The organism is Lysinibacillus sp. 1 U-2021 (genome assembly GCF_029916965.1).
Taxonomy (GTDB): domain Bacteria; phylum Bacillota; class Bacilli; order Bacillales_A; family Planococcaceae; genus Lysinibacillus; species Lysinibacillus capsici.
This window is the reverse complement of sequence record NZ_CP123966.1, coordinates 1,580,964-1,595,165: the sequence shown is the minus strand read 5'-3', so window position 1 is coordinate 1,595,165 and position 14,202 is coordinate 1,580,964. Positions and strand designations below refer to the sequence as shown.

The following is a 14,202-nucleotide window of genomic DNA, read 5'->3' as shown; positions in this document are numbered from 1 at the left end:
CCAATTTTTATTAAAAATAGAATAAAAAGTAGTGACCAGCATGAATTGCTGTATCACTACCTGCATTATTGCCCGTATTGTTCAAGTAATCGTTGCGTGTTGGTCGATTGTTCGAGTACCTTTTTCTCTTTTGCCCAATAAACCAAATATTGTGCATCATCCACACGAAAAACCATTTGCTGTAACTCTTCATCAAGTTCAGAACTAATAGCCACTTTTAATATTTCTACCTCATAAAGAGGCTTATCCTTCATTTTATAAACGATATGATATACAGGCTTTTCTTCAAAAATAGTTCTTTCCTTTTTGGAAAGCTTCCTTACATGACTTAAAGGATATTTCTCAATAAAGTCTTGTGCTTCATCGCCTGTAGCATGAAATAGTGATTGATCTCCTTGGAATAATTCAATGTCGTCAATTTCTGTGGCATGATCTAGAACAAAAGAAATTGCTTCATCTTCACTTTTTTCTCTATTTTGCATAATAAAAGCACCAATTAATAAAATACCAGCGAATATAATAAGTCTCCATCTGCGTTTCGTCATTTGCTCTTACCCGTTCAAGGCCTTTTTAACAAAGCGATTTATATCAACATCAGCGCCTATAACAAGCATAATATCTCCTAATAAAATCTTGTCACTCGCCTGTGGAGATACGATAATATCAGCCCCACGCTTAATTCCTACAATGTTGATGCCATATTTAGCGCGAATATCTAAATCCATTATGGAATAGCCAGCAATTGCATCATTAGCCTTTAATTCCATAATGGAGTGTTCATCTGATAGCTCTAAATAATCTAAAACAGTATTCGACAACATATTATTAGCAATACGAATACCCATATCTCGCTCAGGATGGACGACAAAATCTGCGCCAATTTTACGTAAAACCTTTTCATGGTAATCGTTTTGAGCTTTTACTGTAATTTGCTCAACACCAATTTCCTTCAAAATGATTGTTGTTAATATACTTGCTTGAATATCTTCCCCAATTGCTACAATCACGTGCTCAAAATTACGTATACCTAACGAATTCAACACCGATTCATCGGTTGAATCTGCAATAACAGCTTGTGTGGCAATGGAAGCAAACTCATCCACACGCTCTGAAGAATGATCAATGGCCATTACCTGTGCGCCCTGACTCATTAATTCACGAACAATACTGCCTCCAAAACGTCCAAGCCCTATGACTGCAAACTCTTTTTTCATCATAAAAATCCCTCCGAAAACTACTATACCACCATTGTAGCCTATTCTCTGCGATATGTATTGTCAAAACAAGAGTCAATTCGTCAATGGTGGACAACAAAAAAGACGAGGACCTTAATCCCCGTCTTCAACATATCATTATTATTCTGCGTTACGCATCTCATCTAGCACGCGGTTTACTCGCTTTTCTAGCATTTTCATACCACTACCACCAGCTTGCATATGACGCAGCTGACCATCTTTATCGAACACAAAATATGCTGGAACATATTGGTTTTCAAAAGCATCTGTTAGCTTCATTTCACTATCTACAAAGATTGGTTGCACAATATCATGCTCTGCTGCTACTGCTTTAATTGTGTCTAAATCAGTATCTGCCTCAGAACGTGGCATATGTACTGCTACAACGTTTAATTCATCTTTATATTGATCGCGGAAATTGTTCACATCTGGCATTGCTTCTTTACATAAATGACAGCTTACTGACCAGAAGTGGATTAATGTTGGTTTTTTGCCTACTAATTCTGCTTTCGTTACTTCACCATTTAACCAAGTCGTTGCGCCAACTAATTCAGGCATTTGTTCACGAAGTTTCATAAAAATCCTCCTCTAAAAGATCGTTTGTCTTCAAATATTTAGATAACGGTATAAAAACTCTTTCCCAAAACAAAAATTCAGTTAAAAGTCCCCACAAACTTGTCGTGGGGACTTTTAATTTTTCGCATAATCCTCTATTTAAATTATAGAGTTGCTTGGCCTGGACGCCAGTTAGCTGGGCAAAGACCACCAGTTTGTAGTGCTTGAAGTACACGTAGTGTTTCATCAACATCACGGCCGATGTTGTTATCAAATACTGTTTGGTATTTTAATTCGCCTTCTGGGTTGATGATGAATAAACCACGTAACGCGATACCTTCTTCTTCAATTAATACACCATATTCTTTAGATACTTGATGGTTTGTATCAGCTGCTAATGGGTATTTTAATTCACCAAGACCATTTTGCGTACGGTCTGTGTTAATCCATGCTAAGTGTGTATGGATTGTGTCAGTAGAAACACCGATTACTTCTGCATCTAAGTCTTCGAACTCGTCATAACGATCGCTCATTGCAGTGATTTCAGTTGGACATACAAATGTAAAGTCCATTGGGTAGAAGAAAAGAACTGTCCATTTATCTTGTGCTTTAATATCTTCTAGTGATACTTTACCAAATGATTTGTCTGAAAGTACTGCTTCCATTGTAAAGTCAGGTGCTTGTTTACCTACCATGCGTTCTGCCATAATAAATCCCTCCGAATAAATATGTAGTTTATATATTCCATTCGCACTAGCGAACTCGTCTTCTACGATAGCAGAGTAACCGCAGTTTTTCAAACAAGTAAACTCCGCCCGTTTGGATGATTGAAATGGATTGACAAAAATTCGTCAAATCCATAACTGGAATTATTGCTACTGTCTATCTACAAGCTATTTTTGACAATAATATTCTACACTATTCAAAATTTTTCTCACTTTCATTTATACCCCATTTTTCAACTTTTTATAGCTATTTTTTTCACGAAAAACGATTGCAAATTTTTTATTATTATGTATAATTGTAATGGTTTTAGTAAACTAAAAGTTTCGTTAAAGTAAACTTCATATTTCAAAAGTTTATCATTGCTAAACTTCTCTTAGGAGGGAAAAGATGCAAATAGGAGCAAAAATTAAAGCGCTTCGTTTAAAAAAAGGTCTTACCCAAGAGGAACTTGGAGAACGTACAGATTTAAGTAAAGGTTATATTTCCCAATTAGAACGTGATCTAAACTCACCTTCAATTGAAACATTATTTTCAATATTAGAAGTTTTAGGGTCGAGACCCAAAGACTTTTTTGATGATGAATCACCTGAACAGAAGGTTGTTTATACAGAGGAAGATCAATCTACCTATACAGATGAAGAAAAAAAATATGAAATTCAATGGCTGATTCCTACTTCGAATGAAAAAGAAATGGAACCCATTTTCTTAACCTTTGCTGCAGATGGCGAGTTCAAACAGTTTGAGCCTTCGCTCTCTGAAACATTTATTTATGTGGTTAAAGGGCGTATTCGTCTCGTATTAGGGAATGAACAGTATATCGCAAGTGAAGGCAATGCACTTTACTATGACGCGACAGACCATCATCAGATTTTTAATGCACATGATGATGAAACAAAAATTTTACTTGTCGCAACAGATTCTTATTTATAGCTTAAGGAGGCGCATCCATGACAACCAATTCAATTATCCGCTTTGAAAATGTTTCAAAGTCATATAGCGACGGTACCGTCGTTTTAAAAAATATCAATTTGGAGCTTGAAAAAGGGAAGTTTTATACACTCCTTGGTCCATCAGGTTGTGGTAAAACAACCATTTTACGAATTATTGCAGGATTTACAGAACCTACAACAGGAAATGTATTTTTCCATGATAAAAAGATTAATGCAGTTCCTGCCAATGAACGTCAAGTAAATACTGTTTTTCAGGATTATGCGCTGTTCCCTCATTTAAATGTGTTTGAAAATGTCGCATTTGGCCTACGTATTAAAAAGCTTCCTGAAAAGGACATAAAAGAGCGTGTAGCTGAAGCCTTAAAGTTTGTCAATTTAGCAGGCTATGGTAACCGCGAAATATCTGAAATGTCTGGTGGACAACGACAACGTGTCGCGATTGCACGTGCCATTGTCAATGACCCTGAAGTAATTTTACTGGATGAGCCACTTTCAGCTTTAGACTTAAAGCTACGTACAGAAATGCAATATGAGCTACGTGAATTACAGCAACGTCTTGGCAAAACATTTGTTTTTGTTACACATGATCAAGAAGAAGCACTTGCTATGAGTGATGAAATTTTTGTCTTAAGTGAAGGCCAAATTCAGCAGTCAGGTACACCCGTGGATATTTATGATGAACCGATTAACCGCTTCGTTGCTGACTTTATAGGTGAATCCAATATTGTACCTGGCGTGATGATTGAGGATTTCAAGGTTGAATTTGCTGGCAAAGTTTTCGAATGTGTCGACCAAGGGATGAAGCAAAATGAAAAAATAGATATTGTCATTCGTCCAGAAGATTTAGAAATGACAACAATTGATAAAGGCAAACTTGTGGTAAAAGTGGATACACAATTATTCCGAGGGGTACATTATGAATTATCCACATACGATAAAGATGGTAATGAGTGGCTAGTCCATTCATTGAAGAAAGCAGAAGTAGGGACTGAGATTGGCTTAGACTTTGATCCTGAGGCAATTCACGTAATGCGCTTAAACGAAACAGAGGAAGAGTTTGATAAACGATTAGAATCGTATGGAGACGATGAAGATGCAAACTAAAACATCGAAATCAGCGTTATTTCCATATGTGTTATGGATTGCCTTTTTCGTTATCGCGCCAATTGCACTCGTTGTTTATTATTCCCTGCTTGATTTACATGGCAACTTTACGCTCGATAACTACAAAGCGTTCTTCTCTTCTGTTTACTTAAAGATGACTTTGAGCTCGTTTTGGTATGCATTTTTAATTACATTCTTTACACTATTAATTTCATACCCAACTGCCTATTTTTTAACGAAGACCAAGCATAAACAACTTTGGCTTCTACTTATTATTATTCCTTCATGGATTAATCTTTTGTTAAAAACATATGCCTTTATCGGCATCTTTGGGTTATACGGGCCTATTAATGCATTTATCGAAGTATTTGGCTTCGATCCAAAGCAAATGCTCTTTACTGATATTAGCTTTGTCTTTGTGTCGGTCTATATTTTTATTCCATTTATGATTTTACCGATCTTCAATTCTTTAGATCGTTTAAACCCAACGCTCATTTATGCAGCACGGGATTTGGGTGCTTCGGCTTTTACAACCTTCCGCCGTGTTGTTTTACCATTGACAATGGATGGCGTTAAATCTGGTATTCAAGTTGTCTTTATCCCTGCCCTATCCCTGTTCATGATTACTCGCTTAATTGCAGGGAACCGTGTCATTACTCTAGGCACAGCGATTGAACAGCAATTCCTTGTGACACAAAACTGGGGTATGGGTTCCACTATTGCTGTATTCTTAATTTTATTCATGGTGATTATCATGCTAATTACGGGACAAAAGGATAAAGGAGGTCGCGTACGATGAACAAACTATCTGCTTCAGCCAAAGTCTATTTAACAATTGTTTTTATCGTTCTCTATGCTCCAATTTTCTATTTAATCTTTTACTCGTTTAATAGTGGCGGCTCCATGAATAATTTTGAATCCTTTACTTTGGAGCATTATCAAGCTGTTTTTGAAGATTCGCGTCTTCTTGTTATATTAATAAATACGGTCATCGTGGCATTACTTTCTGCTCTCATTTCTACTATTATTGGTACGCTAGGAGCAATTGGAATTGTGACGGTTAAGGATTCTAAGATGCGTAATACTTTATTATCCTTAAACAATGTCTTAATCGTCAGCCCAGACGTAATTATCGGGGCTAGCTTTTTAATTTTATTTACAATGGTAGGTATTAAACTGGGCTTTGCATCTGTTTTATTAGCACATGTTGCATTTAGTGTACCGATTGTTGTATTAATGGTTTTACCAAAGCTACTAGAAATGAATAACTCATTAATCGATGCAGCATTAGATTTAGGGGCAACGAAAAAGGACGTTATGATGCGTGTCATTCTTCCTTATATTCAGCCAGGGATTTTTGCAGGCTTCTTCCTTGCCCTTACGTATTCATTAGATGATTTTGCCGTGACATTCTTTGTAACAGGTAATGGCTTTAGTACTCTATCCGTAGAAATTTATTCAATGGCCCGCGCAGGAATTTCTCTAACAGTGAATGCAATTTCAGGTTTAGTATTCTTCGTTACGGTTTTAGTTGTTGTTGGTTATTATTTCATGACAAGTCGTACGAGTAAAAGAATGGAGGGGCAACGATGAAGTCACTAATTCAAGCTACCATCGCCATCCTTGTCGTTTCAGCCCTTTTATTCTATGCGGCTGATGCCTTAAGTGCGGGTGGCGGTAAAAGTGGAAAAGACACGTTAACCATCTTTAACTGGGGAGAATATATTGATCCTGATTTGTTAAAAGAATTTGAAAAAGAAACAGGCATTCATGTCATCTATGAAACATTCGATTCCAATGAAGCTATGATGACAAAGATTCAGCAAGGCGGAACAGCCTACGATATTGCTGTCCCTTCTGAATATATGATTGAGAAGATGAAGGAAGAAGAATTATTGATTCCTTTAGATAAAACGAAAATCCCTAATTTTAAAAATATTGATCCTTACTTTTTAGATTTACCATTCGATGCTAACAATAAATATTCTGTCCCTTATTTTTGGGGAACAGTAGGTATTGTCTACAATCCAAGCCTTGTTGGAGACTTAGACTTCTCCTCTTGGGATGATTTATGGGACCCTTCTTTAAAGCGAAAAGTCTTTTTAGTAGATGGTGCGCGCGAAGTCATTGGGATGGGCTTAAACAGTCTTGGCTATTCTCTGAATTCACTAGATAATCAGGAACTTCGTGAAGCTACTGACAAACTAATCACCCTTGCACCAAATGTAAAAGCAATCATTGGAGATGAAATTACACCATTAATGATCAATAATGAAGCAACCGTTGCCCTTACGTGGTCTGGCCAAGCAGCTGACATGATGTATGAAAATGAAGAGTTAGACTTTGCTGTACCTGAGGAAGGCTCAAACTTATGGTTTGATAATATGGTCATCCCAAAGACATCGAAGAATATTGATGGTGCCCACGCCTTTATAAACTTCATGCTAAGTGCTGAATCAGGTGCTCAAAATGCCGATTTTGTAGGCTATTCTACGCCTAATCTTGCAGCTATGGACTTAATGGACGAAGAAGTTGTTTCTGACGAACGCTACTATCCTTCTGAAGAACAACGCGATACATTAGAGGTCTACAAAAACTTAGGACCTGATTATTTAGGGAAATACAACGAATTATTTTTAGAATTTAAAATGGGTATCCGATAATTCAACTAGCGAATTGACTTTTACATCAATTCGCTAGTTTTTTTCTCTGCTTATTTAACTGACTATTAAATAAGAACATTTTCAATTGACTATTTGCATTATTATATTTAGAAAATATTTTGTCTGAATTTTAATAGATTTTCACATCAGTATTCTTGTGATATTCCTTCTGATGCGCTATAACATCGCTACAATTTATAGCCATGCTTTATGCCATTACAGACAGACTCTCACATTTTTTAATTCTCACTTTATAAGAGAAGTCCATAGATTGTTGTTGCTTTACTAATTTATCCCCATAGCTTCTTTTCCCCTCAATTTTTATGACTAACATCTATTATTTCTTCATGCATAGGTGCGCGGATGAAAACTTTTGTGGAAAACCATTCTAAATATAGAACCAGTACGATAATCTTAACTATTAGCCAAGCAATAATTCTTTATGATAGACTGTACTATATTTGATTACAAAAAGGGGGTTCATTCGATGACCCAGCAGAAGTCCAATAAGGCGGCTTTGTATATTTTAATGTTTAATATGTTTATCGCAATGGGAAGTATTGGCATTATTATTCCTGTCATGCCAGAGTATTTAAAAATATTTGGTGCAGCAGGACAAGTTCTAGGTATGCTAATCGCAACGTTCGCCTTAGCTCAATTCGTATTTTCTCCTATTGCTGGGAATCTTTCAGATCAGTACGGACGAAAAAATTTAATTATTTTCGGTCTTATCGTAACAGGTCTTGCACAAATCGGATTTGGCCTTGCTACAGATGTATGGATGCTCTTTTTAGCACGATTTTTAGGTGGTCTAGGTTCCGCATTTGTTGCACCTCCTATTATGGCTTTTGTCGCTGACGTCACAACCTATGAAGAACGTGGGAAAGGTATGGGGATGTTGGGTGCCGCTATGTCTCTTGGCTTTATGATTGGACCTGGTATTGGTGGCTTTTTAGCAAAGGTAAGCTTACATTTCCCATTTTTCACAGCTGGAGCTGCAGCCATTGTAGCATCTATTTTATCTTACTTTTTATTACCTTCTACCAAACCAAACACTGCGCAACAGAAACAAAAGCAAGACAATCTGGCGAAGCAAATGGCTCGTTCCATACATATGCCTTATTTTGTTATGCTCATAATTATGCTGGTGTTCTCGTTTGGAATTGCAAATTTCCAAACGACATTGTCATTATTTGTGACAGAAAAGTTTAATTACACACCTGTAGATATAGCGATTATATTAGTTGTTGGTGGTGCTTTTGGAGTAGTAGTACAAATGTTTATTATTACACCACTGTTCAATCGTTATGGTGAAATGAAAGTAGTACTAGTAAATTTATTTATTGCATCCGTTGCTATTTTCTTAATATTATTTGTTTCTGGCTTTGCCCTTATTTTAGTTGTAGCAACAATTTTCTCTACAGCAACGACATTAATTCGTCCAGCTGTTAATACACTCATCTCAAAGCTTGCAGAGAAAGAGCAGGGATTTGCTGCGGGCTTGAATAATGCCTATATGAGCCTCGGAAATATGATTGGACCCGCTTTGGCAGGTTTATTATTTGACTGGAATATGAATAGCCCATATATTTTCGGTTCTATCATATTATTAGCCTGTTTCTTCCTTGCGCTCATCTGGACAGTGAAAAAAGCACCTCATTTAATGCATCCCGATACAAAATAGTCTGAAAAATCATTGACTATTTTTAGCAGTATGGTACATTATTGTTGATTCACAAAATTGAATGATTTTAACCACTAGGGGAGTCTTTAAAAGGCTGAGACGTATATGGTAATATACGGACCCTTTGAACCTGATCTAGTTCACACTAGCGGAGGGAAGTGGCGCTACTTGCTGTTGTCACTATATACACGCAAGGCCGCTTCCTATTGTTTAAAGGGGGTGGCCTTTTTATTTTTCCTCACGAACTTTACCAAAAGGAGTGAACTTTATGTCAATTCGTAAATTAACAGTCATGGCTTTATTAGTAGCCGTTGCTGTTGCAGGCTCTACTTTCGTATCCATCCCAACAGGCATCGCACGTGCTTACCCCGTTCAGCATGCGATTAATGTGATAGGAGCCATTATACTTGGGCCTGTACCAACTGTTATAGTTGCCTTTGTCACTGCCATCATTCGTATCCTTACTGGAACAGGCTCTCTACTAGCTATCCCTGGTAGTATCATCGGTGCGGTCTGTGCTGCTCTTGCCTATAAATATAGCAATAAAATGTGGTTAGCTGGTATCGGAGAGGTTATCGGAACGGGCATTCTGGCTTCACTTATTGCCGTCCCTTATGCAAAATTATTCATGGGAACATCTGTAGCAGCATTCTTCTTCCTACCAGCCTTTTTAACATCAAGTACGATCGGTGCTATTTTAGGTGTAATGGTTGCGAGTAGCTTGCGTAAAACAGAGCTCGTAAAGAGATTTAATTCTTCTCTTTATTAAGAGGTATTGGATTATGAGCATTCATTGAGCTGCGGGCAGTCCAATTTGGAGCGCCTTTCTCCTCCTTATGAGAAAAAGAGTCCACTTTGTAGATCATCTTCCCCTCTCTACAAAGGGGATAACTCTCTATTTCAAGCAACATAAAAAAAGCAGTGCAAAACTATTCGAGTTTGCACTGCTTCCTCTATTTAAGATCGTTTTTTCATGCCTTTTAACAACTGTGCTACATTTGTATCTTCTGCTTGTATAGTTTTTTCCTCAACCAGCGGCTCTTTTCTCTTCACATTCGTTAGGAAATTCCAACCAAAGCGTCTTATGGTAATATCAATAAAGAAAAGAAGCATACTTGCTAAGAGTAGCCATGTGGCAATATTTTGCCGATCTGCTCCTTTTGTCGTAAAGTCACGGAAAACATCTTGTGGTTCCTTTAAAACAGTGCCTCCTGTTCGTTTAGTTAACTCTTCTATCAGTTGGTTATTTACAGGGAGTAGTTCGTATTCAGCACTATAAGGAACACTTAGCCCTGCCTGATAAATGGCCTTCTTTTCATCTGCTACACGGAAGAAAATTAATCCAGGTTCAGCTTGTACTACAGCTCGAACTTGGGATGCGGAAATGGTTTCAAGTTGTGTTTCTAGCTCCTCCCCTGCCTCATTTACCGCTACAATATCTAAAAATGCAGCTTCATTTGTAGGGTCTGTAATCATAAAGGAACCATCTGCTTCCAATCTTACATCATAGGCTACATCATTGTAGCTTGGTAGCATCTGAGAAATAAGTGTTTGCCAAAATGCTCCCCAATTCTGCCATCTTGCCCAATCTCCTGTCCATTTACCCGTTGAATCAGATGTAAAGGCAAATGTTTTACCAAGACCATATTGCCACTGCGCTAACACAGGATCTTCCTTCTCGCTTTCTGCTACAACAGTAGCCCCCTGTTTTGCCGTTGTCCCAATATATGCATTCATTTGTGGGACCCCATTTGCAAACAGCGAGTTCCATCCTGCTGCATTATAAATTGCTGGATAGAATGGATTGTCCTCAATATAGGTGCGGGAAATCATAGCTGTTTCACGAGATAAAATAGACGGAATGGTTTGCTCATCTATGACATCATAGAAACGTCCACTACCCATGTCACTAAGCGCTTCTAATAAGTTCGCATCAGCATCTTGTCCAATCGCTACTGTCGATAAGGTTATACCATTTTCTTTTCCTTCAGTAATTAAATCCTCATAATTCCCTGCCTGTGATTGCCCATCTGTTAAGAGAATAATATGCTTACGTTGGAGCTTTAAATCAGCAAGGTTCTCGTAGGCTTTAGCTAATGAACTATAGATTTCTGTTCCCCCACCAGGTGTTACTGATAAAATAGTATCCACAGCCTCTTCTTTACTGCTAAGAGGCCCTGTCTCTATAATCTCCCAAGGACGATCATCAAAGGCAATGAATCCTAATGTATCCTCGTCTCGCAACATCTCAACAGAACGTGCCGCTGCTTCCTTAGCAAGCTCAAGCTTCGAGCCTTGCATACTGCCAGAACGGTCAAGTACAATCACTAACCCTAAGGAAGGTAATTGCTCTTTGCCCTTAATTTCCATTTCCACTGGCAATAAGGTTTCAATCGGTGTTTTAAAATAGCCGCCTAGACCAAAACTATTTTCTCCACCCACCATTGTAAAACCAACCCCAAAGTTTTTGACTGCTTGCTCAATAACACTCATTTTTGCTTCACCCACTAAATGACCTGGCACATTTTCGAAAATAATAGCATTATATTGCAAATAGCTGGACAGTTCATTTGGTAGACTGTCGGGCGCTACAACATCATAGGCAATGGATTGACTACCAAGTGCTGCTGCGATGGGTGAAGCTGTTTCATAACCATTAACGATTAATAAATGTGGTTCACTTTGAACCATTGTGACACTAGTTAACTTATTGTTTTCAAAAATGGCATCCTGACCAACTTGAACAACGGCTTCATATTTTACAAGTCCTTCAGCTGTTGCTGCATGTTTATAGGTAAACACATTCGTGCCTTCAGTCAGCTCAACTGCCTCTTTATGAATAAGCTCATCATTTTCATATAGTAATAGCTCGCCTTGGCCTGCTGATGTTGCATGTATGTCTGTCACTAATTGTTGTTGCTCTCCAACGTAAGCAACCTGAGGGGATACAAAGCTTTTTAGTGATACATCATTGACAACTGGTTGACTAAAAGGCTTAATATCCACACTAATATTAGAGCCTTTCAACTTCGTAGCAAATTCTAAAGCATCGCCCTTTGTCTCATTACCATCTGTTAATAGCACAAGACGAGTTGCTTTTTTAGGATCTATAATCCCTGAAGCAAGCTGTAGACTTTGTTCTATATTTGTTTGATCGGTAGCTTTAATTTCAGTTAGTTTCGGTACTTCCTTTAATGTTTTAGATAAAATGGCCTCTGTTTGTAAAGTAGAGGAAAATGAATAAATGCCCGCAAGCTGTGGTTCTTTTTTTGATTGGAGGCTCTCCTGTATAAACTGAACCATCTCATCTTCCGTACCATTCATAGAAGCAGAACGGTCTACTAAATAAATAATTTGTTCTTCTTTGATTGGTAATAATAGATATGGACCTGCGAGTGCAAAAACTAAACAGCCTGCTGCCACTATGCGAATAGTAAGTACAACAATATGACTTCTTTTAAGTCGCTGTCGCTCATGAAAGTATGTCCATCCAAAATACAAGAATAATGGAAGGAGTAACAACAATACTAACGGCATATCAATTCGTAAATCCACGACGTCGTTGCACCTCCCACTCTGAAACAAGCAATAGTAAAATAATTACAATTAGCCAAGGCACGAAAGAGGTCATCGACACTTCTTCCTTTCCATTGTCTGAAATATCACCTAATGTAAAACTTGTTCCTTGTTCAATGACACGTTCTTGTGCTTGCAATTGGACAATCAATTGTTTTTCCTCATTATTTGAGCGTACCATATAAATGCCTGGCTGTTTGGGCGCAGTTAGCATCCCCTTCGTAACAGACGAAAGAAACTCGTCTTCTTGCGAATAAACATTCCAGTCTCCTTGCGCTAAAGCAACTGCACGTTGTTCATTGGGTGAAAAAATCCCAAGTGACCCAACTGATTCTGTTAGCTGCTGCTCTGTACTCCATAGAAATAGTGGGAATGATGGATGTAAAGGCCAATCTGTATCAGCAATATCGGCTAAAACAACGATATCTCCTTTTGGGGAGCGTTGGATGAACGGCTCTTCTCCAACAGAAGCAATCGTTTCATAGTCCGCAAAGCCAGGATAAACAGCACTAACATAAACATCCTTTAGTTCACTAAAGGCAAATAATGCATCACTTCTAGTGCTTACCGTCCCATTCGCATCTACTTTTTCTGCATCATCACGACCAAATAATACGAGGGGATTGTCCATCTTTTCCAATAAGGCTGATTGGTTTGTGATTATGGTAGCATCTTGATTGTCAGCTACTTGCAAGGAAGGGACGATTTTTACGCCACTACTAACTGTTTGAAAACCTTTCTGTATCAGTTGATGCAAGCCTTGATCAACAATAATTTTTGACGTAGTCGTTTGTAGTAAAACTGTTTGTTGATTGTCTATGTCATAATCATCATTTGCATCAATAATAGCTGTCATGGATTTTGCTAAAGGCAAATCTTTAAATGTTTTCGTAATGGCTTCATTTGGAGGCACAACGACACTTTCTGCTACCAGCTCCTCACCCTCTGCATTATTCAATGCGAGTGTTACCTTTTGCTCGGTATTTGTATCATTATGGAGTTGTACAAGTGCCAGCGTAGCTTGTCCATCTGTCGTAGCAGCAAAGCGGGTGATAGCGATATTTGTTAAGTCTTTTGTAGCACCTCTTACTAGCCATTTCACAGAATCCTTGTCCATCGGTAATTGCTTTTTATCAAGTGTATCTGTAAAAACATAGATAGAAGTTGGTGTATCGCCCACAAATGCCTGTGCTACATCCAGCGCCTTATTCATTTCAGCAGTTTCATAGGTTATTTGTAAATCTTGAATAGCTTTTTTTATTTCACTCGTGTTTGTTTCTTGCTGTAAAACAGCTTTTGGTGCAGCACCAGTTGTAATTAATGTGACAGGTCGACCATTCAATTCATTCATCAAGTTCAGCATTTCCTGTTTATGAGCGTCAAAGGTTGATTGCTCTTTACCTGCCAGCATTGTGGCTGAAGTATCTACAATAAATATGGTTTGTGCACCAACAATGGTTGATTTTTTTATATAAGGATTCATCAATGCCAAAACAAGTAGCACTAAAGCAAGAAGCTGTAAATATAGTAGGGCATTTTTTTGTAGATGCTTTAAATAAGGCGATACTCGCGTTTCCTGCATAATCTCCGACCAAAAAAGCGTCGAAGAAACTGTTTGATCTGTATATTTTTTTCGAAAGAAATAATAAAGTAGGACAATGACCGGGATGATGGCCGTCCAGCTAAATATAATTTGACTAAAGCCCAAT

The 14,202-nt window shown here is 37.9% G+C and carries 13 protein-coding genes and 1 riboswitch; of the genes, 7 read left to right on the top strand and 6 right to left on the bottom strand.

The annotated features are described in order from the left end of the window. Positions 1 to 65: 65 nt before the first annotated feature. From QH639_RS08185 to QH639_RS08170, 4 genes are all read right to left on the bottom strand, one after another. Entirely contained in the window at positions 66 to 545 is a 480-nt protein-coding gene (locus tag QH639_RS08185) for a hypothetical protein (RefSeq protein WP_281115947.1), read from the bottom strand. Positions 546 to 551: 6 nt separating this feature from the next. Next, entirely contained in the window at positions 552 to 1,214 is a 663-nt protein-coding gene (locus QH639_RS08180; RefSeq protein ID WP_004224679.1) for a potassium channel family protein, read from the bottom strand. Between the two features lie 141 nt (positions 1,215 to 1,355). Beyond that, a complete protein-coding gene (locus QH639_RS08175) occupies positions 1,356 to 1,811 on the bottom strand; it encodes a TlpA family protein disulfide reductase (protein WP_004224678.1) in 456 nt (151 codons plus the stop codon). 143 nt (positions 1,812 to 1,954) lie between these two features. Beyond that, positions 1,955 to 2,497 (bottom strand): peroxiredoxin, encoded by a 543-nt coding sequence (locus tag QH639_RS08170; RefSeq protein WP_004224676.1) that lies wholly within the window; start codon positions 2,495 to 2,497, stop codon positions 1,955 to 1,957. Positions 2,498 to 2,903: 406 nt separating this feature from the next. Between QH639_RS08170 and QH639_RS08165 the strand changes: the two genes are divergently transcribed. The 7 genes from QH639_RS08165 (at position 2,904) to thiW (ending at position 9,686) form a co-directional block, all read left to right on the top strand. Then, complete coding sequence (locus tag QH639_RS08165; RefSeq protein ID WP_004224674.1) at positions 2,904 to 3,446, top strand: helix-turn-helix domain-containing protein; 543 nt, start codon at positions 2,904 to 2,906, stop codon at positions 3,444 to 3,446. A 17-nt stretch (positions 3,447 to 3,463) separates the two neighbouring features. Beyond that, complete coding sequence (locus QH639_RS08160) at positions 3,464 to 4,570, top strand: ABC transporter ATP-binding protein (RefSeq protein WP_131521681.1); 1,107 nt, start codon at positions 3,464 to 3,466, stop codon at positions 4,568 to 4,570. Further along, positions 4,560 to 5,369, top strand: coding sequence for an ABC transporter permease (locus tag QH639_RS08155; protein WP_048391965.1), 810 nt, complete (start codon positions 4,560 to 4,562; stop codon positions 5,367 to 5,369). Before QH639_RS08160 ends, QH639_RS08155 begins: the two co-directional genes overlap by 11 nt. Further along, entirely contained in the window at positions 5,366 to 6,163 is a 798-nt protein-coding gene (locus QH639_RS08150) for an ABC transporter permease (protein WP_237899475.1), read from the top strand. The genes QH639_RS08155 and QH639_RS08150 overlap by 4 nt, the downstream gene beginning before the upstream one ends. After that, on the top strand, positions 6,160 to 7,233 hold the full coding sequence (locus tag QH639_RS08145; RefSeq protein ID WP_259419902.1) for an ABC transporter substrate-binding protein: 1,074 nt from the start codon (positions 6,160 to 6,162) through the stop codon (positions 7,231 to 7,233). The genes QH639_RS08150 and QH639_RS08145 overlap by 4 nt, the downstream gene beginning before the upstream one ends. A gap of 487 nt (positions 7,234 to 7,720) precedes the next feature. After that, positions 7,721 to 8,917 (top strand): MFS transporter, encoded by a 1,197-nt coding sequence (locus QH639_RS08140; RefSeq protein WP_048391968.1) that lies wholly within the window; start codon positions 7,721 to 7,723, stop codon positions 8,915 to 8,917. A gap of 66 nt (positions 8,918 to 8,983) precedes the next feature. Continuing rightward, a riboswitch (TPP riboswitch) is annotated at positions 8,984 to 9,091 on the top strand. A 94-nt stretch (positions 9,092 to 9,185) separates the two neighbouring features. Then, a complete protein-coding gene (gene thiW, locus QH639_RS08135) occupies positions 9,186 to 9,686 on the top strand; it encodes an energy coupling factor transporter S component ThiW (RefSeq protein ID WP_131521684.1) in 501 nt (166 codons plus the stop codon). 188 nt (positions 9,687 to 9,874) lie between these two features. On the opposite strand, the gene QH639_RS08130 is transcribed toward thiW, so the two are convergent. After that, positions 9,875 to 12,472 carry a VWA domain-containing protein gene (locus QH639_RS08130; RefSeq protein ID WP_281115946.1) on the bottom strand — a complete coding sequence of 866 codons (2,598 nt, stop codon included), beginning with the start codon at positions 12,470 to 12,472 and terminating at the stop codon, positions 9,875 to 9,877. After that, on the bottom strand, positions 12,456 to 14,201 hold the full coding sequence (locus QH639_RS08125) for a vWA domain-containing protein (protein WP_237899454.1): 1,746 nt from the start codon (positions 14,199 to 14,201) through the stop codon (positions 12,456 to 12,458). The genes QH639_RS08130 and QH639_RS08125 overlap by 17 nt, the downstream gene beginning before the upstream one ends. Position 14,202 lies beyond the last annotated feature (1 nt).